Source organism: Parahaemophilus parainfluenzae (genome assembly GCF_001053575.1).
Lineage (GTDB): Bacteria > Pseudomonadota > Gammaproteobacteria > Enterobacterales > Pasteurellaceae > Haemophilus_D > Haemophilus_D parainfluenzae_S.
The window spans coordinates 80,646-102,635 of sequence record NZ_JVSL01000017.1 but is presented as its reverse complement, the minus strand read 5'-3'; the positions used below and the strand labels follow the sequence as shown (position 1 = coordinate 102,635).

Genomic DNA, 21,990 nt, shown 5'->3' with positions numbered 1-21,990 from the left:
GTGCGAATATTACCTGTTGTCAATAAAATAGTCAAAGGAAATTCGCACTAATTATGAGAAAAGTTCAATCGCTATCTAAACTCTCTTAAGATTTACGCCTTTGCAAAGTGCGGTCATTTTTTCCTGTGTTTTACTCGGCATGCTCACTCAAGAAGCCACCACTTTGATGTTTCCAAAGGCGAGCATAAAGGCCATTTTGTTCAAGCAATTCTGCGTGAGTCCCTTGCTCGACAATTTGACCTTTATCTAACACGATTAAACGATCCATTGCTGCAATAGTGGATAAACGGTGAGCGATCGCAATAACCGTTTTATTTTCCATCATTTTGTCAAGGCTTTCTTGGATCGCCACTTCCACTTCTGAATCTAACGCACTGGTCGCTTCATCTAACAGTAAAATTGGTGCATCTTTTAACATGACACGCGCAATAGCAATACGTTGGCGTTGACCTCCCGACAGTTTCACCCCTCGTTCACCAACATGGGCATCATAACCTTTTCTGCCTTGAGCATCGCTGAGATAAGGAATGAAATCTGCCGCTTCTGCACGTTTAGCTGCATTGATCATTTCTTCATCTGTCGCTGTTGGGCGACCATAAATGATGTTATCGCGAACAGAACGGTGTAAAAGCGAGGTATCTTGTGTTACAAGACCAATCTGACTACGAAGGCTTTCTTGGCTTACATCTAAAATATTTTGACCATCAATAGTAATTGAGCCTTCTTGTGCCTCGTAGAAACGTAAAAGTAAATTCACAATGGTTGATTTGCCTGCGCCAGAACGCCCAATTAAGCCCACTTTTTCGCCCGGTTTGATGGTGAGATTAAAATGGTTAAGTAACGGTTTATTCGGATCATAGGCAAACGAAATATCACTAAATTTGATTTCACCTTGTTTCACTTCTAATGGAACACAATTTGGCTTATCAACAATGGTGTGTGGTTTAGTCAACGTTGCCATACCATCATTCACCGTCCCGATATTTTCAAATAAGCGAGCAGACTCCCACATAATCCAGCGAGAAAGGCCATTTACACGTAACGCCATCGCAGTTGCAGTCGCCACTGCTCCCACGCCTACTTGACCGTTTTGCCATAACACCACACCTAAAATTGCAGTGCTTAACGTTAAGAAGATATTGGTTGCGTAAGTTAAGGTATCTAATGAACTTGCCAAACGCATTTGTGCATGCACGGTAACCATAAATTCTTCCATGGAACGTTTTGCATAATTCGCTTCTCTCGCATCATGTGAAAATAGTTTTACCGTTGCAATATTTGAGTAAGCATCCGTAATACGCCCTGTCATGAGAGATCGCGCATCAGCTTGTCGTTGTGCGGTTTTCGCTAAGCGTGGAATAAGCAAACGTAAAATAGTCACAAATGCTACAATCCATAAGAAAAACGGCACTAAAAACCAAGTATCTAAAGCTGCAAGCACCAAACCTGAAGTAATAAAATAGACGGCAACATACACCAACATATCCGCAATGGTCATGACGGTATCACGCACTGCAAGGGCGGTTTGCATCACTTTCGCCGATACACGGCCTGCAAATTCATCTTGGTAGAAACTTAAGCTTTGTCCTAGCATCAAACGGTGGAAATTCCAACGCAAACGCATTGGGAACACCCCTTGTAGCGTTTGTAAGCGCACATTCACGCCCACAAATGACCATACAATACTGAAAATAAGCAAGGCTGCCATACCGGCGAGTAAATGCCCTTTTTCTTGCCAAAGTGTGGTTGGTGAATAAGCACCCAGCCAATCTACCAATAATCCCATAAATTGGAAAAGTAAGGCTTCCATCACACCGGTACCGACCGTCAATACCGCAAGTAAAAAGATCCAGCCTTTCATGCCGTCAATGCTTGACCAAATAAAACGGAACAAGCCTTTTTCAGGCGTCGTTGGATTGCTTTCCGGATAAGGATTTAAACGGTTTTCAAACCATGAAAATATTTTATTAAACATAACAATACCTTAAAAAATTAAAGGCGACAGAGCCGCCTAAAGTGCGGTCATTATAACGCAAGTTTTAAACGATGGGCTAGGTTTTGCGAAATTGGCTCGGTGAAAGCCCATAAATTGCTTTAAACGCCTTACTAAAATGTGCTTCTGATTGATAACCCACTTCAAGAGCAATAGCTAAAATGGTCTTTTGCGTATTTTTCAATAAAACAGCCGCCATTTCCAACCGCACTTGTGTGAGAAATTTTCCTGGTGGCATCCCTAATTGCTGTTGAAAGATCCGCATAAAGGTCGCACGAGACATGGAAGCCAACTCTGCTAATTGCTCAATATTCCAATCTAATTGAGGTGAAAACAGGATTTTTTCAAGGACTTGATTCAGCCTTTTATCCTGCAACGCTGCTAGTAAGCCTTGATTGAGCAAACCTATTTGCTGAGCATGACGCAAAATATAAATAAACAATACATTTGATAGTGCGTCTATCACGGATTTTGTGCCTTGCTCTGGTTTCTCGGCTTCTTGTAAAAAAAGTGAAACCAAAGGCTGCACAGGGGTATTTTGTAGCGAAAGATGCAAATAATCTGGTAACGAATCAATTAATAATGACGGTTTTTGGTAATAAAATGTCCCACAAAACATCTTCAGATCGGGTGTACCTGCTCCTATTTGATGGACATTAAAAAGTGCATTTGATTGCGCTCTCTGTAGACTATTCTCTCTTTTTTGTTGAGAACTGCCCAAAAAGTGCGGTCGATTTTGAGGGAGAAAAAAGAGATCGCCTTTCTTCAAATGAAACTGTTTTCCCGCCAAGGTTACCCAGCACTCACCTTGCTCGATTAAATGAAATAAACCTTGATATTCCGCCGCATCTGGCTGATGTTCAACTTGCCAATCCCCTTGAAACAAGCAGCGAATATTGATTTCCCCGCGCACTTGTGCCAGTTGTGTTAATTTATCTAAATAATCCATTGTGAGATTTTCCGTCTAAAAGTTAAGACAATTTGACAAGTATCATACGCTAATCTGCTTATAATTCCTCTCGAAATTTGTACTAAATTTAAGGAGAAGAAATATGTTTGCAGATTGGAAAAATGATGTAGCACACGTTAAAAAATCATTCGGTGCATTAGGTAAAAAATACCCTAAAATGTTACAAGCTTACGGCGCATTAGGTGCGGCTGCGGCAGAAGGTAACGTATTAGATGCCAAAACCCGTGAATTAATTGCATTAGCGGTTGCCGTAACAACACGTTGTGAAAGCTGCATTGGCGTGCACGCTGATGAAGCAGTGAAAGCAGGTGCAACTGAAGAAGAAGTGGCAGCAGCATTAGCGATGTCTATCGCATTAAATGCAGGTGCAGCTTACACTTACTCTCTTCGTGCATTAGAAGCTTACAACGCACAAAAAGGCGAATAATTCGCAAGGAACTTTATGATTCTTTTAGCCCTCATTTGAGGGCTTTTTTATGTCTAAAATTGACCGCACTTTAAAATAAATTCAAGGCTCTCATCTGAGCCACCACTTGCTCTACCTGAATTTCAGCCATTAAATTTTTGCCTTTTAATTTAGTTGCCCAAGGCAATTCGCTTGAAGGTTTTCCTTGTTCTTTTTGCACATTTTCTTCATATACTGACACCACATTATCCAGATTATGATAAGGCGCAGTGCGCAATGGATTGTGATAAGCATACAATCCAATGACAGGTGTTCCTTGCGTGGTCGCGATATGAGCTGGCCCAGAATCAGGCGAGATCACTAAATTTGCTTGATGAATTAATGCGGCAAGTTCTTTCAAACTGGTTTTTCCTGAAGCATCAACCGGCTGAAAATTACAAAGTGCGGTAATTTTTTTCACCATTTCTAATTCGCGTTTTGCCGGTGAGCTACAAAAAATCACATTCACATTATGTTGATGAGCAATATTTGCCACTTCCGCATAACGCTCCACCAACCAATCTTTCTCGGCTTTACTAGAGCAAGGAGAAATAATCAGATTTTTGCGCGTTGGATTAATAAACTGTTTAGCGTATTCCCGATCGGAATCAGAAATCGCCAATTGCCAAGAAAGCATTTTCGCCGGTGGCACGCCTAGATAATCCGCAAAAGCCATGAAACCATCTAGCACATGAGGCGTTTCAGGATCTTGCACTCGACGATTCACAAATAACCATTGTCCTTCTCGAGAACGTTTTTTGCCAAACCCAATTTTATATTTCGCTTGAATACCAAGAGAGATAATAGAAGCACGAAATGCCGTCTGCATATTCAAAAGCGCATCAAATTGATTATTTTTCAAAAACATCCATAAATTCCACACGCCTTTCCAACCGCTCTTTTTATCGTAAGAAACCAGTTCCACGCCTTCAATGCCAGAAAGCAAGCCCATTTCTGTTTTACCCACAATCCACGTTAATTTCGTTTGCGGCCAATGACGTTGAATATGCTGCACCACAGCAAGTGTATGGCAAACATCACCCACAGCAGACAACCGCAAAATACAAAGTGATTTAGGGGGAGAGGTAAAAAGTGGAGAATGGGACATTTGAGTTCCTCGCGCATTTAATTTCCGTCTATTTTAAAGTAGAATGAAGGCATTTTCTATTATTCGGTTCAACTAAAATGCTTGAATTCCAACAAGATAATCAATTCTTTCTTTTTAATCTCACGGAAAAACCAACAGAGCCTGCTTCATTTTTTGAATCGGCTTTTTGGGAAAAACAACAACGTATTACCGGTTCAGCCAAAGGACGCGGCACAACCTATTTCCTGAATACAAAAGATCTGTTTGGGGTAAACACTGCCCTTCGTCATTATTATCGCGGTGGTTTATGGGGCAAATTCAACAAAGATCGCTATCGTTTTCAATCATTTACTGAAACTCGCAGCGTGGCAGAATTTCAACTGCTAAATCAACTCCATCAAGCAGGTGTAGCCGTACCCAAACCGATTGCTGCACGTGTTAAAAAAGGCAAATTAGGAATTTGCTACCAAGCGGATATCTTGATTGAAAAGATCGAAAATGCCCAAGATCTGACCGCACTTTTACAAATTCATCAATTACCTAATGATATCTGGCAAGCCATCGGCAAATTAATTCGCCAGTTACATGATTTGCAAATTTGCCATACGGATCTCAACGCTCACAATATTCTCGTTCAACAACTCGGAAATGAACAAAAATGTTGGCTCATTGATTTCGATAAGTGCGGTCAAAAATCAGGAGATTCTTGGAAACAAGGCAACTTGGAAAGATTACACCGCTCTTTTATCAAAGAAGTCGGCAGAATGAATATTCAATTCAATGAAGAAAATTGGGATGAATTGTTGAAAGGTTACAATCACTAAAACCAGCAAAAAACGAACCGCACTTTTGTGCGGTTTGTTGCATTTTAAGCTTCATGCTCTTCTAATTCTTCATACTTAGGCTCAGTACTTAAAAGAATCTCTTGAATATTCTCTGCCATTTTTTGATCGCATTCACGAGCAATATCAACCATAGCTGGATTTTTAAATATGCCTTTGTCAGGATCATAAACTTGCGACATTAAGGCCACTTCATGGCGATCTGCGTCAAAATAATATTGACTGACTGCTTTTGCCATTTTAGGAGCCATGCCTAAATTGATAAGTGCTCGTTTACCTGCTCGGACTGCTGAATCAAAGGTTTCACGAATCACATCATCAGCTCCCGCTTGATATAGTGCGAAGGTATCAAAACGATCGAATGCTCGTGCGATGATTTTAATGCGAGGATTAATTTCTCGAGCAAAATGGACGATTTGATTTGCTTGCGCCGGATCATTGATCGCGACGACAAGCAAATCAGCCTTTTCCAATCCTGCTGCAATTAAAAATTCTGGACGAGAAGCATCACCAAAATAGGATTTTATTCCGTAATCATTAAAGCCTTTAATCATGGAAGGATCTAAATCTACGATGGTGGTATCGTAGCCACTTAATCGCAGTAAATCATTCACAATTTGGCCGAAACGCCCCATCCCCAGAATTAAGATTGGATGCTGTTCATCAATTTCATCCGGCTGAATATCATCTGTCTTCGGTTTAGGCATCAGTTTTTCATAAAGAATTAATATAATCGGCGTAAACACCATCGAAAGCACAACAATCGCGGTCATATTCGCATTCACGGTTTGATCAATCACGCCTTCTGATGTAGCAGCAGCAAATAAGACAAATGCAAACTCCCCACCTTGAGCCATTAAAAATGCTCGTTCCAATGCGGTTTTATGTGAGCTTTTTGCTACGCGAGCAACCAAGTAAATACAGAGACCTTTTGTGAGCATGAGAGAAATCACGCCCAATAAAATCAATGACCAGTTTTCAATAACCACATCGAGATTTAACGACATTCCCACACCAAGGAAGAAAAGACCAAGTAGCAAGCCGCGGAAAGGCTCGATATCGGCTTCAAGTTGGTGACGGAAAGAAGACTCTGATAGCATGACTCCCGCCACAAAAGCGCCCATTGCCATCGAAAGCCCGGCTTCTTCCATTAATAACCCCGCACCTAACACAACAAAGAGTGCAGCCGCAGTCATCACTTCGCGTGCTTTAGAGTTAGCGAGAATTTTGAAGACTGGATTTAGAATAAAACGCCCAATGAAAACCAACGCTCCTAATGCCACCATCGCAATAAGCGCAGATTGCCACCAAACGATTTGTGATTCACGTTCAAAAGGTGATAAGAATGTAATCACCGCTAATAAAGGTACAATCAGCAAGTCTTCAAATAATAGAATTGAAACAATTTTTTGACCCGGTTTTGTTGAAAGTGCTTTTCGTTCCCCAAGTACCTGCATCACAATTGCTGTTGACGTTAAAACAAAACCCGATGAACAAACAAAAGCGACTTCCCAAGATAAGCCAAATTGAGTCGCAACAACAGTCATCAGTACCGCAGAAATGACGACTTGCAAGCTACCTAATCCAAAAATCTGACGACGTAAACTCCAAAGATGAGAAGGCTTCATTTCAAGCCCAATCACGAATAAAAACATCACGACGCCAAATTCAGCAAGATGAATAATCGCTTGTGGATCATGAATAATATGCAATCCAAAAGGCCCAATAACTAATCCAGCCGCTAAATAACCTAGTACAGAACCTAATCCGATGCGTTTAAATAACGGCACGGCAACAACTGCAGCCCCCAATAGCGCCACAACCCGGATGAGATCACCCGCTCCTTCCGCAGCCATAGTTAACTCCTCAAATATTTTAAATATAAAAAAAGATCGCACGGTGCGATCTCAATAAGTGGTCCCCCCTACCGGACTTGAACCAGTGACCAAGCGATTATGAGTCGCCTGCTCTAACCGACTGAGCTAAGGGGGGAAAGTGCGGTTGATTATAGAGAAATAATCATTTGAAGTCTATATACAAAAGGATGGTCGTTGGAAAATTGACCATCCTTTTTTAGATTCATTATTGCAACACCGAAATATCCGCCACTTGTAAGAACAAGTCTTGTAACGTATTTAAAATCGCTAAGCGGTTTTGGCGTAATGCTAGATCTTCAGCATTTACCATTACGTTATCAAAGAAACTGTCTACTGGTGCACGTAAGTTCGCTAATTTATCTAATACTGTCGTGTAATCGCCTTGTGCGATAAGCGGTTGAACTTCAGTACGTAATGCAAGTACCGCTTCAGCAAGGGCTTTTTCTGCAGGCTCTACGCAAGCGGTCAAATTGATCTCGCCAATTGCAGCATCCGCTTTGGCTAAGATATTGCTTACACGTTTGTTTGCTGCCGCTAACGCTTCCGCTGAATCTAAAGTGCGGAAGTGTGATACCGCACGTACACGCGCATCAAAATCAGCAGGGCGAGTTGGACGACGCGCCAATACCGCTTGAATCACATCCACTGCAATGCCTTCATCTTGATACCATGCACGGAAACGGCCGAGCATGAAGTCTACCACATCAGCAACCACATTTTGATTCGTGAGTTTATCACCGAAAAGTGCGGCTGATTTTTTCACTAAATCTTCTAGATCAAGTGGTAAGTTTTTCTCTACGATAATACGTAACGCACCTAATGCCGCACGACGCAATGCAAATGGGTCTGCGCTACCTTTTGGTGCTTGGCCAATGCCGAAGATACCCGTTAAGGTGTCAAATTTATCCGCTAAAGCAACCGCACTTGCCACCAACGATTTTGGCAACTCATCACCTGCAAAGCGTGGCATATATTGTTCGTTTAATGCCACTGCAACTTCTTCATCTTCACCATCATGACGGGCATAGTGCATGCCCATCACGCCTTGCGTATCGGTGAATTCAAACACCATGTTGGTCATTAAGTCACATTTTGACAGCAATCCCGCACGTTTTGCTTTTGCTTCGTCTGCACCGATTTGTTTTGCAATTTCGCCTGCCAGTTGCTCAATGCGGTCAGTTTTGTCTTTCAATGTACCGAGTTGTTGTTGGAACAATACGGTTTCTAAACGTGGTAAACGATCAACCAGTTTTTGTTTTAAGTCGGTTTTGAAGAAGAATTCCGCATCGGTTAAACGTGGGCGAACCACTTTTTCGTTCCCTTCAATAATCGCAGTTGGATCTTCAGGGTTTATGTTCGATACGAAAATAAAGTGCGGTAATAATTTGCCGTCTTTATCATAAATCGGGAAATATTTTTGGTCGCCTTTCATGGTGTAAACCAAGGCTTCCGCAGGCACTGCTAAGAAACGCTCTTCGAATTTTGCCGCTAATACGTTTGGATATTCCACCAATGAGGTTACTTCTTCAAGCAGGCTTTCTTCAATATCAGCCACACCGCCAAGTGCGGTCGCTTTTGCTTGAGATTTTGCAAGAATTTCGGCTTTACGCTCGTTGAAATCAGCTACGACAGAACCTTTTTCACGTAATAATTGTGGATATTGGTCTGCATGTTGAATTTCAAATTCTTTCTCGCCTAAGAAACGGTGACCGCGAATAGTGCGAGCACTTGCCACACCTAAAATTTCGCCTTCGATTAACTCATCACCTAACAACATAGTCACAGTGTGTACCGGACGAATAAATTGCACAGTTTTGTCTGCCCAACGCATTGGTTTTGGAATTGGCAATTTCGCCAACGCATTTGCCACAATGTCATTAAGCAAGTTTTTGGTCGGTTGACCTTCAATTTTTGCACGATGAACGAGCCATTCGCCTTTATCAGTTGCAATGCGTTCTGCTTGGTCAACGGTAATCCCACAACCACGCGCCCAACCTTCTGCCGCTTTGGTCGGTTTACCTTCTGCATCAAAGGCTGCAGATACTGCCGGCCCGCGTTTTTCGATTTCTTTGCTCGGTTGTTGTGTGGCTAAGTTCAACACTTTCACCGCTAAACGACGAGGCGCCGCAAACCATTCGATTTTGTCGAATGATAAACCCGCTTGGTTTAATTCCGCCTCAACGTTATCCGCAAAAGAGGTCGCTAATGTTTTGAGAGCTTTTGGTGGCAGCTCTTCCGTGCCGATTTCTACTAGGAAGTTTTGGGTTGTCATTTTGTTTCTCTTATTTAAAAATTCTGTAGGTTTAAATTCTTATTTTCTTCGTTATCACTTCTGCCAAATCTCCCCTACCCCTCTTTGCTAAAGAGGGGATTGGATCTTTGGAGAGTTAAATATTTATGTTCTACTTTAACGTTTTTTGAAAGCAGATAATTTAATCTCTATTGAAATTAAAATGTAAATGAGCCAGTTACTATCAATTTACTCAAGAAATCCCCCTCTTTAGCAAAGAGGGGTAGGGAGATTTGGCACCAGTTAATCCAACCTCATACTCAATCAGCCGTTACATTCTCTAAAAACAAATAAATCTGCTCCACTACCGCTTCAATTTTACGCATGACTTCATCATTGTTAAATCGCATCACCGTAAAACCAAGTGAATTTAATTCTGCATCTCGCAATGCGTCTTTTTCCTGATAATCAGGTTCATAATGCTGACTACCGTCTAATTCAATAATCAGCTTTGCTTTCGCACAATAAAAATCAACGATATAACTTAAAAGTGGCTTTTGTCGATTAAATCGAAATCCTAATAATTGATCTCGATTGATGCGTTGCCATAATTTTCTTTCCGCATCCGTTTGATCCACTCGCAATTTCTGCGAATTCTCTTTTAAGTATTTTTCATAGGCTTGCATGAACGCTATTTCTTACCGTTCTTAATACTCTCACTCAACACCTGTTGAAAACGCTCGTAATCACAAAAGCCATTTTCATCTTTTTCACAGCCTTTGAGCGTTAATGCAGTTTGGTTTGGTGGTGTTGCTAAACTTAATGGCGTGATGTTAATCAGCTGTTCAGTAGTTTGATACACATAATCCAACTTAAATTTGAGCTTACCACTTGGTTTGTGCTTCCACACTTCAAATAGCAACTTGCCACCGATTGGGATATTTTCCAATGAATCATTCAACTCATAAGGCTCAACACCTAGTGCGGCAAGCAGTGCAACGATATTCGAATCGTGTCCAACTAATAAGCTAATTTTATTTTTGCTATTTAACTGTTGCTGGATAAATGCTAACAACGGATATGAGGCATTTTGTGCCAACAGTTCGTTATTTTTAAATAACGTGCGGTAATATTCGTTTTTAATTTCGTTAATTGCACGCCATTTTTCTTGACTATCCACGCGGCCGTTTGCGATTTCTGAATCAGGCTTGCCGACATAATGCGCGAGCAATAACGCACTAACAATTTTCTTCCCGGTGCTGATAGAACCAGTAATCTTGACCGACTTGCCGTCTTTAATACTATATTCACCGACTTTTCCACCTAAATCACACTCGCCTTTTTGCAAGCAGTTTGGTGAGTTTTTGTAATCGATAATTTCACTCAATAGCGCATAATTTGGCGCTAATTTTTTCTGTAAAGCGGTTAAATCTACATTATTTTTTGCTGATTCGATTAAGGCTTTACTTGGGTTGTGGACTTTTGTCGTAAAAATTGGATCTTTTTCTGAGCCAATTTCACCACGATGTTGTAATTGCACATTACATCCAGCAAAAGCACCTGCCACAATCGCTTGCCCCGTTGCAACTGTGCGTTGTACCGCATTCGCATAAGCGAAAATACCTTCACCCGATGCACAACGATCTGTTGTTAATAAGCCTTTATCCGCAAGCCATTGCCCTAAATATTGGCCGAAATAGGTTTCTAATACCGTCCCTTTTGCAGTGAGATAGCCAGATGGTACATTCCATTTTGCCCATTCATAAGGGGAATATTTCGCCATTTCTTGCGGATCTTTTTCCACTGGTGAACGCAATCCGTGTCGGCTGAAAATCAATACTTTCTCTAATTCATAATCAGAACTTGAGGAAGTTTGACCATTTTCTGTTGCAAACGCACTACTTGCTAAAGCTGAGCCAAGCAAAAGTGCGGTGAATTTTAGGGTTATTTTTTTCATATTCGAGACCTAATCATTTAATGCTGAAATTGAGCTATAAAAATTCAAGGCATATTTGGTGCCGTAAACTAACACCATAAATACTGCAACAATATTGACTACCGCAAAAAAGATTAGTTGTTTACTGTTGCTCTCCACCCAGAGCATTTTAAATAATGCGAGCGTACCAATATTTTCATCAAGTTCGCTCTCTCCGCCTAGTGTTCTTAAGGTTTTCAGCATCTCGCGTACGAAAGAGACAGTATTTATTGCCATGACGCTGAGTGCAATAAATCCTGAAGCCAAACTTAAAAACAGCACTAACACATTACTCCACGCCCAATGTGTCCAATTCAGCTCAGAATACATAAATAACGCGAGTGATAAAAACAACACAGCGGGTGTTAAATTTCGCAAAAACATTAAATAGTCATCACCAATGCTAAATAAAAATTGCAAAAAACTGACTTTCTTCATTACTTACGAATTTTCCAACTTTTCTTGGTTTTCATTAAACGCACTTTGCCGTCTTTGGAGACATAGCCGCCTTTTACCACATCTAAAATCGTGTTTTCTGGCAAATCAGAAGCAAACACCTCAACCTGTTGCTTATCTTCCGAAATAATACCGTAAACCGCTTGAGTTTTATTGGCGGGATCATCTAACTTAATATCCGCCACATCAAACACTTGTACACAGGCTTTTTTCAAATAAGAATAAGATTGGCCCGCACTGGGTAAGCAACCGTGAGCATCGGTTTCCCCGCCCACAGTTGGTATTTCAGCTTGCGGTTGTGCATTGCTGCAAGCGGTCAAAATCATCGCTGAAGTTGCAAAGGCTAAGGTTTTTTTCATCATTTTAGAAAATCTCTTTTAATTTGGATTCATCTAAAATAACGCGATCATCATCCAACAATAATGCCGGAAAGCCTGCATAGCCTTGTGCTTTGGCATTATCAAATGCGGCGTGACGATCACGCAAGCGTAACCATTGTTTCAAATTTGGAATGGAAGATAATACTTCCACCGCCTCATAATCCACGCCTAAGCGTTTTAACTCTGCCACAAATGGCGCAGTATCCGGGCAATCTGCCGCATAATAAAGAATAGGTTTCATTATTCACCTTCTTGTTCGGCTGCCGCGGTTGGGTTCAATTTCGGTTCGCCAATTTTGCTTAAGCGGTTACGATCACGATGTTCAAATGGCGCATCATAATTCGGGATAATCATGGTTGTGGTTTGATCATATGACCAAGTGCCATCATCATGGAATTTCACCGTCATTTCAAAACGTTCCGTGGTAAATGAACGCTCTAAGAACGGATTCGAAATAATACCGTTTGTTAGTGAACCACGTACTGCTTTTACCGTAAACTCTTTCGCATCAGCCGGTGCATTACCGACAGCAATAAACGTTTGGCCACGTGGAATGCTACCTGTTAATAAAATATTGCCTGTTTCAGGCTCCCATAACCAATAGCCCACTTGATCGTGGAACGTCTCCACTTCGCCTGGTTGTACAATATGGGTGTGATAGCGTAATCCATAATAGAGTTGCGGACCATTGGTTTGCGCATCCGTTGGATGGGCTTCGTAACGTTCGATATAAGGATCTTTTTCTGGCCCTTCTGCTTTCGGGTTGACATCCACACCACGCTTACCTTCCCAAACACCCGCTAATCTAGCCAATGGGCCTAAATTCGCAAGCGTATTCGGATCAGTTTCTGCTTCCGTGTAGATATCATCTGGGTATTGAAAATCTTTCATGCTCATCTCCTTATATCGTTGTGTTAATGCTTAAAGTGCGGTTGTTTTTGCCTATTTTTTACAGCCTGGGAAACCTAAGGCTTCACGGCTTGCATAATACGCTTCTGCCACACCTTTAGTTAATGCACGAATGCGTAAAATATAGCGTTGACGTTCTGTGACCGAAATCGCTTTACGTGCATCTAACAAGTTGAAGCTGTGTGCCGCTTTTAAGATACGCTCGTAAGCCGGTAATGGTAACGGACGTTCTAATTCTAATAAGCTTTTTGCTTCTTTTTCGTATTGATCAAAGCAGTAGAATAAGAAATCAGTATCCGCATATTCAAAGTTGTACGTGGATTGCTCCACTTCGTTTTGATGGAACACATCACCGTAAGTGGTTTTGCCAAGCGGGCCGTCAGACCAAACTAAGTCATACACAGAATCTACGCCTTGAATGTACATTGCTAAGCGCTCTAAACCATAAGTCACTTCACCTGTTACGGGTTTACATTCTAAGCCACCCACTTGTTGGAAATAGGTAAATTGGGTCACTTCCATACCGTTTAACCACACTTCCCAGCCTAAACCCCAAGCCCCTAAGGTTGGGTTTTCCCAGTTATCTTCCACGAAACGAATGTCATTTTGTGTTGGATCAAAACCAAGCATTTCAAGTGAACCTAAATAGAGCTCTTGAATGTTATCTGGAGACGGTTTAATCACCACTTGGAATTGGTAGTAATGTTGTAAACGGTTGGGGTTTTCGCCATAACGACCATCGGTCGGACGACGTGAAGGTTGCACATAAGCAAATGCCATCGGCTCAGGGCCTAATGCGCGTAATGCGGTCATTGGGTGAGAAGTTCCTGCGCCCACTTCCATATCAAAAGGTTGAACAACGGTACAGCCTTGATTTGCCCAATATTCTTGCAAGGCTAAAATCATGCCTTGGAATGTTTTTACGTTGAATTTTGTACTCATAATTTTTTTAATAACAATGTGATGAAAAATACAGGCATTATACTTGAAACTATAAGGCGGATAAAGGCGAAAAAGTGCGGTCAGAAAAATCCTTAAATTTTTTATTTCTCTTAAATTTCATTCATTTTGATGATGAGTTATTTTCATCGCTAGAAGTTTGCGCGCTAAGCGTCTAATGTGTAAACTGCTAGCGCTTTTATACAGACTTTTATCCTAGGGATTTTACAATGAAAAAAAATGTGATTACTTCAGCGATTTTATTAGCGATTCCAGCATTGGCGGCGGCTGAAGACGTGGCAAAATTAGATGTGATTAATGTCTATTCTGCCTCAGCCACCCCAACTAGCCTTCATCAAACCGCCTCATCTGTTACTGTTTTAACTGAAAAAGATTTCGCACAACGCGATGCAACTTATGTCAGCGACGTATTGAAAACTGTGCCAAGTTTAGCCGTGAGCGCATCGGGCGGTCGTGGCACCCTAACCAATGTATTCTTACGTGGTGCGGATGCAAACCACACTGCAGTGATTATTGATGGCGTGAAAGTGAACCCAGTTTCTGGTTATGGCTTTGATTTCGGTGGCTTAGCATTAAGCAATATTGACCGCATCGAAGTATTGCGCGGGGAGCAATCAGCTCTTTGGGGAAGTGATGCGATGGGTGGTGTGATTTATATCACCACGAAGAAAGGCTTAGAAAAAGGCAAAACCTTCAACGTCGATTACGATTTTGGCACAGGCTCTAATCGCACGGTAGATGGCTCATTAACCCTTTCAGGCTCAAACAACAATTTCTATTATGCTTTACATGGTGATAGCCACCACACCAAAGGCATTTCGGCACTCAGCAAAAACCGCTTTAACTACACCGCGCAAGATGGTACAGCAGTAAGTACCGGTGGCTCAAACGAACGCGATAAATTCCATCGTGATAATGCCTCTCTTCGTTTTGGCTATGACGATAATCAAAAAGGTTTTGATTTCTTAACCTCTCACAGCAGCCAAACCGCTAACTTTGATAACAGCGCAACAGATGAAAAAGGCCACTACACTCGCACACGTGACACCTTGTTCAAATTAAGTGGTTTCTTGGGTAACGATGATGAATTGCTTAAACACAAGGTTGGGGTAAGCCATCTCAAAACTGACAGCGATACCGTTGGCTACACATCGGCTTACGATGCGAAAAAACTCAATGCGAACTATCAATTAGATGTCAATTTCGATCGTGAAGGCACTCTCACGCAAGGTTTAAGCTTCTTAACTGACTATCAAAAAACAGATTTCAACTCGTCTTATTTTAATAATGCAGGCAATAAAAAACTTGTTGAGAAAAGCTTAGCGGCAGAATATCGCTTATTGCACGATGCAGATCATAGTTTAAATATTAGTGGTCGTTACACTGACAGCTCTGAATATGAAAACTCATGGACTGGCCGTATCGCAGGCGCTTACCGTTTACACAATAACGTGAAAGCACACGCAAGTTTCGGTTCAGCGATTCAAAACCCAACGATCACTGAATATTACGGTTACAACGCACGCTATATCGGCAACCCGAATTTACAACCAGAGAAAAGTTTAGGTGGCGATGTTGGCTTATTATTTGAAACTAATGATGGTCGTCACAGCTTTGATGTGACTTATTTCGCTCGCAACGTGAAAAACGCGATTAGCAGCGAAGTAATCAACTTTACCACTTATGCAAGCCGTGCAGTAAACCTTGAAGGTAAAAGCAAAGTGAAAGGTGTTGAAGTGGCTTACAACGGTAAAATCACCGATGCATTAACTGCTTATGCTAACTACACCTACACGCAAACCCGAGACAGCAAAGGCGCTGAATTAGCACGTCGTCCAAAACATTTGGCGAACGCGGGCTTAGCATACCAAATCACTGAAAAATTGGGTGCGGATGTAAATGTATCTTACACAGGTAAACGCATGGATACCTACTATTCACCGACCTACAGCACGCATAAAGTGAAATTGCCATCTTACACCTTGGCAAACTTAGGCGTGAACTATAAAGTGGCGGATAGCTTGACGATTTATGCAAATCTTAACAACGTATTCAATAAAAAATATGAAAATGTACTTGGCTATGGCCAAGAAGGACGTAATGTTTACGTTGGGTTGAAAGGATCGTTCTAATTATTACCTACTAACAAGGGCGTGCTTAGCACGCCTTTTTACATTATTGATGACGTAGCGTATCATTATCTATATGCAAAAAACTCGCTTAATTTTAACCGCACTTTGTCTTCCGTTTACAGCACAGGCTTCGGAACAATTTGTCTCGCTTACGCTTTGCAGCGACAGATTACTTATTGAACTGGCTGAGCCTTCACAAATTGCTGCACAGTCACCTTATTCAAAAAATCCGTTGATGATGTTGGATAAAATTAATACCGACAAACCTGTACTAGAACCGCAATTAACGGAATTATTGCCCTATTTGGATAAAACGATTCTGATTAACGAAACCTTTTATCCACAATTAGTCGCAGAGCTGAAAAAACTCAATGTGAAGATTATTCCCATTAACGACAGCCCACAAACGCCAGATGAATTATTTACGTTGATTCTAGACTTAGGCAAACAACTGGGTAATGAGCAAAAAGCGGCTGATTTAGTAACAAAACTCAAATCGCAAAACTTTCACTTAAATCGACCGCTTACTGATACACTGATTTTGTCAGAAACTGGTGTGGTAGAAAGTTATTATCCGCAATATCCCGTGCTGTTAAGTTTACTCGGATTAACACCGTTAAAAACACCACTTACCGCACAAAATTTCTCGTTAGAAAAAGTGATTTTAAGCCAACCGAATGTGCTCATTTCACTGACTGACAAACAAGGTTACAATGCACAAGCCGAATTACTGCACCACCCTATGTTGCAAGATTTTTTCAAAAACCAACCGCTTGTCAGCATCCCGATGAAATATACCTATTGTTTCGATCATGGCGTATGGCAAGGGGCGGAGAAGATTTATCAACAGTTAAAATAATGTAGCTGACAAATCTCCCCTAACCCCTCTTTGCTAAAGAGGGGGATTTCATTATTAAATTAACCCTAGATGGCATATTTATATGTCTTTATGTATAAATGATTAGAATAAAACATCAGAATTATAAATCTTGACACTATAATCCCCCCCTCTCTACTAAAGAGAGAAATTGCATGATTAGATTAGCCCAAGATAATGTATTTACAGCTTTTATGTATAAATGATTAAAATAAAACATCAGAATTATAAATCCCGACACTATAATCCCCCTCTTTAGCAAAGAGGGGTTAGGGGAGATTCGACAAACTCAAATTAACAAATGATATTTGGATTACATAGGAAATCGATCATTGACCAAAACACTAAAATTAAATACCGTACTTTTCCTTGCGTTGCTGTTGATTAGCGGCTTTGCGATTTATCATCAGCTCGGTGACTTTGCCCATCTTAAAAATGCGGATGGTGTGCTCACTGATATGCGTTCGATGGTACTGTGGGATATTCGTTTTCCGCGCATTGGTTTAGCTTTATTGACGGGCGCTAGCCTAGCGATTGCCGGCAATGCGATGCAAGGTATTTTCCAAAATCCATTAGCAAGTCCAGGCTTACTCGGCAGTAGCGCTGGAGCAACAGCGGCTAGTGTATTTATCCTTTATTATTTTGCCGTGCCATTTTCACTGCTCTTAGCTGGTGGTGTGATTGGTGCACTTTTAAGCTTTTTAATCGTGTATTTGATCGCTAAAAACTACGGCACCACGATGATGATTCTAAGCGGCTTAGCGGTCAATATGTTGCTTGGGTCAGCAATTGCATTACTGCTCTCCAACGCTGAAAGCCCATGGGCATTAGCCGAACTTTATCGATGGCTACAAGGCTCATTGATGTGGGCGAAATTAGATACACTGCTCATTTCACTCCCGATTGTTCTGGCGGGAATTTTTTGTTTATACCACACTCGCCGATACTTAGATTTACTTACCTTTGGTGAAGAAACAGCGAGTACCATGGGCGTAGATCCAAAACGTAGCTTTTTCATCAGCACCTTTGGTGTGGCTTTATTAGTTGGGGCGACCATTCCACAGACCGGCACTATTGGCTTTATCGGCTTAATCGCGCCACACTTCGCCCGTATTTTACTGAAAGCTCGCCCGTCACAGCTTTATCTCACCAGTGCATTAATTGGAGCATTATTGCTGTTACTAGCCGATTTAGCGATTTTATACATACCGCTGTTCTCACATATTTACATCGGCACGTTAACTGCGCTTATCGGTGCCCCTTGCTTGATTTGGATGTTATTAACGCAACAGAGAAAAATCTATGATTAGAATTGAAAAACTCACCCAATCCTATTGCTTAAGTGACATCAACTGTACGCTTCCATCAGGTAAATTGATCGGCATCATGGGTGCCAATGGTGCGGGGAAATCCACATTATTGAAAACTATTGCGGGTATCTTGCCTCTCAAACAAGGGGAAATTTGGTTTGATAATCAGCCATTAAGCAAAATGAATGCAACTGAAAAAAGCCAACACATTGCTTACCTTGCACAAAATACGCAAATTAATTGGGATTTATCTGTTTATGATGTGATAGCCTTAGGCTTAGCTACACCCTTACCAAAAGAAAAAGAGCGGTCAAAAATTCAAGCGTTTTCAGAAAAATTTGCGGTAACGCATTTACTCAATAAGCCATTTCAACAACTTTCAGGTGGTGAGAAAGCGCGTGTACAACTTGCTCGTTGCTGTATTAAAGAATCCCCTGTTTTATTGGTCGATGAGCCGATTGCGCCACTCGATCCTTATTATCAAATTGATATGATGGAACAGCTTAAATCACTCACACCACAACATACGTGTGTCGTCGCCATTCATCACCTTTCATTGGCTTATCAATTTTGCGATGAAATTGTTCTATTAGAACAAGGCAAATTGTTAGCTGTCGGTGAAACGAAAGCTGTATTAAATTCGGAAAATTTGGCGAAAGCCTTTCATATTCGGGCTGAAATTGATCCTCTGGAAAAGACTATCTCAAAAATTGAAAAGCAATAAAATAAAAGCACTTAGCGATTCACTAAGTGCTTTTTTTATAGAAATGAATTACGGTTGAATTTCTGAATCTACAAAGAAATAAGCAATTTCTCGTTTTGCGCTTTCAACGCTATCAGAACCATGAACGGAGTTTTCACGCTGATTTAACGCAAAGTCTTTACGGATAGTACCTTCTGCCGCCTCCGCCGGATTCGTTGTGCCAATCAAAGTGCGGTAATCTTTCACGGCATTTTCTTTTTCCAATACAGAAACCACTATTGGACCAGAGAGCATATACTCCACCAATGGGTCAAAAAATGGTTTACCTTGATGTTCTGCATAGAAACCTTCCGCTTGTTCTTTGGTTAATTGCACCATTTTAAGGGCAACGACACGGAATCCCTGTGATTCAAAACGTCCTAAAATAGCACCAATTAAATGACGCTTTACTGCATCGGGTTTGATAATCGAAAAAGTACGTTCTACCATAAAATCCTACTTAACTTGCTTTCGTTACTAATAAATTTGCTAAAGTTTTCACACCAATTCCGGTTGCACCTACCGCCCATAAATCACTACCTGATTTACGATAAGTAGCCGAACAGTCAATATGCAACCAACGTTCTTGATAGTTCTTCACAAAATACGATAAAAATGCCGTTGCAGTACTTGCCCCCGCCACAACTGGTGCTGTACCTGTATTTGCGATATCAGCAAAAGAAGACGTGATTTGGCTACGATGAAACGCTTCAAAAGGTAAACGCCAGAATGGTTCATTTTCTTCTTTGGCGGCTTGAAATAAGCTATTTACTAACGCATCATCCATAGAAAGTACACTGTGGTAATCATTACCGACAGCGACTTTCGCCGCACCGGTTAAGGTTGCACAATCGACAATAAATTGTGGATTTTGGCTATCAGCTTCAATTAAACCGTCTGCTAATACTAAACGCCCTTCCGCATCAGTATTTAAAATTTCAGCGGTTACACCATTTTTATACGTGATGATATCACCCAATTTGAATGCATTACCGCTCACCAAGTTTTCCGCACAGCATAGATAGAGTTTTACACGTTGATTTAAACCGTGTGCAATAGCAAATCCTAGCGCGCCTGTTAATAACGCAGCGCCGCCCATATCAGTACGCATAGTGCTCATGCCATCACTTGGTTTGATGCTGTAACCACCACTGTCAAAAGTAATACCTTTACCCACTAGACAGGCTAATACGGGCGCATTTGGATCATTAGTTGGGTTAAAATCTAATTGCAACATAGCTGGTGGATTAACAGAACCTCGACCCACAGTAAAGATCCCGTGATAGCCCTGCTCTTTTAATGCTTCACCAGAAATGATTTGAAAACTGACCGCACTTTTATCGGCATAACTTTCGGCTTGTTTAGAAATAAACTCAGCCGCGCGTTCAGCTAATTTAACCGGCGTAAGGGTTTGTGCCGGTTCATTAATAATGCCACGCACAAAATCACCGCACTCGATACGAGCTAATAATTCATCTTGTGGCTCATCATCTAAATGAGGAAATTCAACAGAATAATCTTGCTTCGCCGTGTAAAAACCTTGATAAAATGCCCAGCAATTTTCTAATTCCCATGCATCCCCCACAAGTTCAACGTCTTTAATGCCTTGCCCACGTAACTTACGTGCGGCTTTTTGGACTAAAACAAGGTTCGATTTTTCATCATCTTTAAGATGAATAACGGCTTGATCTTGATTAAAACTTAAAATGGCATTTTTGCCCCAACTCTCCGAAGAGGGAGTAGTTGATAATGTAATTTGCATGAGGTTCTTCTCCTTTATTTATCTATTATTCTCTAGGTACCATTTTACCGTCTGACGAAGTCCTTGTTCAAAGGTTATTTGCGGTCGCCAACCTAATTCTGCATGAATTTTAGAACAATCCAATGAATATCGCACATCGTGACCAGGTCGGTCTTTTACAAAAGTAATTAAATCTTCGTAATACTTAATGTGATTAGGCTTATTTGGCACTAGTTCTTCGAGTAACTCACAAATCATTTTAACTACTTCAAGGTTCGTTTTTTCACAATTTCCGCCAATATTATAGCTTTCCCCGACTCGACCTTTTGTTAAAACTAAATATAAAGCTTGAACATGATCTCCCACAAATAACCAATCACGAATTTGCCGCCCATCACCATAAATCGGCAAAGGCTTCCCCATCACAGCACTTGAAATCATTAAAGGGATAAGCTTTTCAGCGTGTTGATAAGCCCCATAGTTATTGGAACTGTTTGTGATAATCACCGGCAAACCATAAGTGCGATGCCAAGCATGCACCAAATGGTCACTCGCTGCTTTTGAGGCTGAATAAGGGCTACTCGGATGATAAGGGGAATGTTCAGTAAAGGGCGGTTCAGAAAAGGATAAATCCCCATACACTTCATCTGTAGAAATATGGTGGAATCGAAAGACAGATTTTTTAGCCTCATCTAAGGTATGCCAATAATTCTTAGCAACCTCTAACAATGTATAAGTACCAACAATATTGGTTTGAATAAAATCAGCCGCTCCTGTAATAGAACGATCAACATGACTTTCTGCCGCCAAATGCATCACTGCATCTGGCTGATATTTCTCGAAAACGCTTTCTATCTCTTTAAGATCACAGATATCAACTTTTTCAAAAGCATACCGAGGGCTATTTTTTACCTCTTTTAAGGATGATTGATTTGCCGCATAAGTCAGCTTATCAATATTGATAACAAAATCTTGGGTCTGATTAATGATATATCGAATAAGGGCGGAACCGATGAAACCGGAACCGCCGGTGATGAGGATTCTTTTGCTCATAAAAGGAAGTA

The 21,990-nt window shown here is 41.1% G+C and carries 21 protein-coding genes and 1 tRNA gene; 6 read left to right on the top strand and 16 right to left on the bottom strand.

Translation table 11 applies throughout. The annotated features are described in order from the left end of the window. Positions 1–130: 130 nt before the first annotated feature. Positions 131–1,975, bottom strand: coding sequence for an ABC transporter ATP-binding protein (locus AC979_RS02580; protein ID WP_049372752.1), 1,845 nt, complete (start codon positions 1,973–1,975; stop codon positions 131–133). Positions 1,976–2,051: 76 nt separating this feature from the next. Further along, complete coding sequence (locus AC979_RS02575) at positions 2,052–2,942, bottom strand: cupin domain-containing protein (RefSeq protein ID WP_049372751.1); 891 nt, start codon at positions 2,940–2,942, stop codon at positions 2,052–2,054. A gap of 103 nt (positions 2,943–3,045) precedes the next feature. Between AC979_RS02575 and AC979_RS02570 the strand changes: the two genes are divergently transcribed. Continuing rightward, positions 3,046–3,390, top strand: a complete 345-nt coding sequence (locus AC979_RS02570) for a carboxymuconolactone decarboxylase family protein (RefSeq protein WP_005698020.1) — start codon at positions 3,046–3,048, stop codon at positions 3,388–3,390. Positions 3,391–3,460: 70 nt separating this feature from the next. Here the strand turns inward: AC979_RS02570 and AC979_RS02565 are convergent, their stop codons facing one another. Next, positions 3,461–4,516, bottom strand: coding sequence for a glycosyltransferase family 9 protein (locus tag AC979_RS02565; protein ID WP_049372750.1), 1,056 nt, complete (start codon positions 4,514–4,516; stop codon positions 3,461–3,463). A 77-nt stretch (positions 4,517–4,593) separates the two neighbouring features. Here AC979_RS02565 and AC979_RS02560 point away from each other — a divergent pair, with 77 nt between their 5' ends. Then, positions 4,594–5,319 carry a 3-deoxy-D-manno-octulosonic acid kinase gene (locus AC979_RS02560; protein WP_049372749.1) on the top strand — a complete coding sequence of 242 codons (726 nt, stop codon included), beginning with the start codon at positions 4,594–4,596 and terminating at the stop codon, positions 5,317–5,319. A gap of 44 nt (positions 5,320–5,363) precedes the next feature. Here the strand turns inward: AC979_RS02560 and AC979_RS02555 are convergent, their stop codons facing one another. The 10 genes from AC979_RS02555 to glyQ form a co-directional block, all read right to left on the bottom strand. Next, positions 5,364–7,193, bottom strand: coding sequence for a monovalent cation:proton antiporter-2 (CPA2) family protein (locus AC979_RS02555; protein WP_049372748.1), 1,830 nt, complete (start codon positions 7,191–7,193; stop codon positions 5,364–5,366). 59 nt (positions 7,194–7,252) lie between these two features. Further along, a tRNA-Ile gene (locus AC979_RS02550) sits at positions 7,253–7,329 on the bottom strand. A gap of 90 nt (positions 7,330–7,419) precedes the next feature. Further along, the gene (gene glyS, locus AC979_RS02545; protein WP_049372747.1) at positions 7,420–9,486 is read right to left on the bottom strand and encodes a glycine--tRNA ligase subunit beta; all 2,067 of its coding nucleotides are present in this window, start codon (positions 9,484–9,486) and stop codon (positions 7,420–7,422) included. Positions 9,487–9,764: 278 nt separating this feature from the next. Continuing rightward, positions 9,765–10,130: an endonuclease domain-containing protein gene (locus AC979_RS02540; RefSeq protein WP_049372746.1), complete on the bottom strand. Its 366-nt coding sequence runs from the start codon at positions 10,128–10,130 to the stop codon at positions 9,765–9,767. 5 nt (positions 10,131–10,135) lie between these two features. Next, the gene (locus AC979_RS02535) at positions 10,136–11,401 is read right to left on the bottom strand and encodes a histidine-type phosphatase (protein ID WP_049372745.1); all 1,266 of its coding nucleotides are present in this window, start codon (positions 11,399–11,401) and stop codon (positions 10,136–10,138) included. A 9-nt stretch (positions 11,402–11,410) separates the two neighbouring features. After that, the gene (locus tag AC979_RS02530; protein WP_049372744.1) at positions 11,411–11,857 is read right to left on the bottom strand and encodes a hypothetical protein; all 447 of its coding nucleotides are present in this window, start codon (positions 11,855–11,857) and stop codon (positions 11,411–11,413) included. Beyond that, positions 11,857–12,237 (bottom strand): hypothetical protein, encoded by a 381-nt coding sequence (locus AC979_RS02525; protein WP_049372743.1) that lies wholly within the window; start codon positions 12,235–12,237, stop codon positions 11,857–11,859. Before AC979_RS02525 ends, AC979_RS02530 begins: the two co-directional genes overlap by 1 nt. 1 nt (position 12,238) lies before the next feature. After that, positions 12,239–12,496, bottom strand: a complete 258-nt coding sequence (locus AC979_RS02520; protein WP_049372742.1) for a hypothetical protein — start codon at positions 12,494–12,496, stop codon at positions 12,239–12,241. Further along, positions 12,496–13,146, bottom strand: a complete 651-nt coding sequence (locus tag AC979_RS02515; protein ID WP_049372741.1) for an FABP family protein — start codon at positions 13,144–13,146, stop codon at positions 12,496–12,498. Before AC979_RS02515 ends, AC979_RS02520 begins: the two co-directional genes overlap by 1 nt. A gap of 51 nt (positions 13,147–13,197) precedes the next feature. Then, positions 13,198–14,106 carry a glycine--tRNA ligase subunit alpha gene (gene glyQ / locus AC979_RS02510; protein ID WP_005695296.1) on the bottom strand — a complete coding sequence of 303 codons (909 nt, stop codon included), beginning with the start codon at positions 14,104–14,106 and terminating at the stop codon, positions 13,198–13,200. Positions 14,107–14,333: 227 nt separating this feature from the next. Between glyQ and AC979_RS02505 the strand changes: the two genes are divergently transcribed. The 4 genes from AC979_RS02505 (at position 14,334) to AC979_RS02490 (ending at position 19,167) form a co-directional block, all read left to right on the top strand. After that, positions 14,334–16,256, top strand: coding sequence for a TonB-dependent receptor plug domain-containing protein (locus AC979_RS02505; RefSeq protein WP_049372740.1), 1,923 nt, complete (start codon positions 14,334–14,336; stop codon positions 16,254–16,256). A gap of 73 nt (positions 16,257–16,329) precedes the next feature. Then, positions 16,330–17,115 carry a helical backbone metal receptor gene (locus AC979_RS02500; RefSeq protein ID WP_049372739.1) on the top strand — a complete coding sequence of 262 codons (786 nt, stop codon included), beginning with the start codon at positions 16,330–16,332 and terminating at the stop codon, positions 17,113–17,115. Between the two features lie 350 nt (positions 17,116–17,465). Next, positions 17,466–18,443: a FecCD family ABC transporter permease gene (locus AC979_RS02495; protein WP_049372738.1), complete on the top strand. Its 978-nt coding sequence runs from the start codon at positions 17,466–17,468 to the stop codon at positions 18,441–18,443. Beyond that, positions 18,436–19,167 carry an ABC transporter ATP-binding protein gene (locus AC979_RS02490; protein ID WP_049372737.1) on the top strand — a complete coding sequence of 244 codons (732 nt, stop codon included), beginning with the start codon at positions 18,436–18,438 and terminating at the stop codon, positions 19,165–19,167. The genes AC979_RS02495 and AC979_RS02490 overlap by 8 nt, the downstream gene beginning before the upstream one ends. A 48-nt stretch (positions 19,168–19,215) precedes the next feature. Here AC979_RS02490 and ndk read toward each other — a convergent pair whose 3' ends face one another. Genes ndk through rfbB form a run of 3 tightly spaced genes read right to left on the bottom strand, consistent with a single transcriptional unit; the run spans position 19,216 to position 21,979 of the window. Continuing rightward, positions 19,216–19,635 (bottom strand): nucleoside-diphosphate kinase, encoded by a 420-nt coding sequence (gene ndk, locus AC979_RS02485; RefSeq protein ID WP_049372736.1) that lies wholly within the window; start codon positions 19,633–19,635, stop codon positions 19,216–19,218. Positions 19,636–19,645: 10 nt separating this feature from the next. Beyond that, positions 19,646–20,947, bottom strand: coding sequence for an aminopeptidase PepB (pepB, locus tag AC979_RS02480; RefSeq protein ID WP_049372735.1), 1,302 nt, complete (start codon positions 20,945–20,947; stop codon positions 19,646–19,648). Between the two features lie 18 nt (positions 20,948–20,965). Then, complete coding sequence (gene rfbB, locus AC979_RS02475) at positions 20,966–21,979, bottom strand: dTDP-glucose 4,6-dehydratase (protein WP_049372734.1); 1,014 nt, start codon at positions 21,977–21,979, stop codon at positions 20,966–20,968. Between the last annotated feature and the right edge of the window lie 11 nt (positions 21,980–21,990).

What these genes read in the sequence shown, in the direction of transcription:
- AC979_RS02525 (WP_049372743.1), bottom strand. Translation starts at nt 12,237, where the DNA reads ATGATGAAAAAAACCTTAGCCTTTGCAACTTCAGCGATGATTTTGACC.
- AC979_RS02500 (WP_049372739.1), top strand. Translation starts at nt 16,330, where the DNA reads ATGCAAAAAACTCGCTTAATTTTAACCGCACTTTGTCTTCCGTTTACA.
- pepB (WP_049372735.1), bottom strand. Translation starts at nt 20,947, where the DNA reads ATGCAAATTACATTATCAACTACTCCCTCTTCGGAGAGTTGGGGCAAA.
- ndk (WP_049372736.1), bottom strand. Translation starts at nt 19,635, where the DNA reads ATGGTAGAACGTACTTTTTCGATTATCAAACCCGATGCAGTAAAGCGT.
- AC979_RS02530 (WP_049372744.1), bottom strand. Translation starts at nt 11,857, where the DNA reads ATGAAGAAAGTCAGTTTTTTGCAATTTTTATTTAGCATTGGTGATGAC.
- AC979_RS02535 (WP_049372745.1), bottom strand. Translation starts at nt 11,401, where the DNA reads ATGAAAAAAATAACCCTAAAATTCACCGCACTTTTGCTTGGCTCAGCT.
- AC979_RS02505 (WP_049372740.1), top strand. Translation starts at nt 14,334, where the DNA reads ATGAAAAAAAATGTGATTACTTCAGCGATTTTATTAGCGATTCCAGCA.
- glyS (WP_049372747.1), bottom strand. Translation starts at nt 9,486, where the DNA reads ATGACAACCCAAAACTTCCTAGTAGAAATCGGCACGGAAGAGCTGCCA.
- AC979_RS02490 (WP_049372737.1), top strand. Translation starts at nt 18,436, where the DNA reads ATGATTAGAATTGAAAAACTCACCCAATCCTATTGCTTAAGTGACATC.
- AC979_RS02565 (WP_049372750.1), bottom strand. Translation starts at nt 4,516, where the DNA reads ATGTCCCATTCTCCACTTTTTACCTCTCCCCCTAAATCACTTTGTATT.
- AC979_RS02515 (WP_049372741.1), bottom strand. Translation starts at nt 13,146, where the DNA reads ATGAAAGATTTTCAATACCCAGATGATATCTACACGGAAGCAGAAACT.
- rfbB (WP_049372734.1), bottom strand. Translation starts at nt 21,979, where the DNA reads ATGAGCAAAAGAATCCTCATCACCGGCGGTTCCGGTTTCATCGGTTCC.
- AC979_RS02540 (WP_049372746.1), bottom strand. Translation starts at nt 10,130, where the DNA reads ATGCAAGCCTATGAAAAATACTTAAAAGAGAATTCGCAGAAATTGCGA.
- AC979_RS02575 (WP_049372751.1), bottom strand. Translation starts at nt 2,942, where the DNA reads ATGGATTATTTAGATAAATTAACACAACTGGCACAAGTGCGCGGGGAA.
- AC979_RS02520 (WP_049372742.1), bottom strand. Translation starts at nt 12,496, where the DNA reads ATGAAACCTATTCTTTATTATGCGGCAGATTGCCCGGATACTGCGCCA.
- AC979_RS02560 (WP_049372749.1), top strand. Translation starts at nt 4,594, where the DNA reads ATGCTTGAATTCCAACAAGATAATCAATTCTTTCTTTTTAATCTCACG.
- glyQ (WP_005695296.1), bottom strand. Translation starts at nt 14,106, where the DNA reads ATGAGTACAAAATTCAACGTAAAAACATTCCAAGGCATGATTTTAGCC.
- AC979_RS02580 (WP_049372752.1), bottom strand. Translation starts at nt 1,975, where the DNA reads ATGTTTAATAAAATATTTTCATGGTTTGAAAACCGTTTAAATCCTTAT.
- AC979_RS02555 (WP_049372748.1), bottom strand. Translation starts at nt 7,193, where the DNA reads ATGGCTGCGGAAGGAGCGGGTGATCTCATCCGGGTTGTGGCGCTATTG.
- AC979_RS02570 (WP_005698020.1), top strand. Translation starts at nt 3,046, where the DNA reads ATGTTTGCAGATTGGAAAAATGATGTAGCACACGTTAAAAAATCATTC.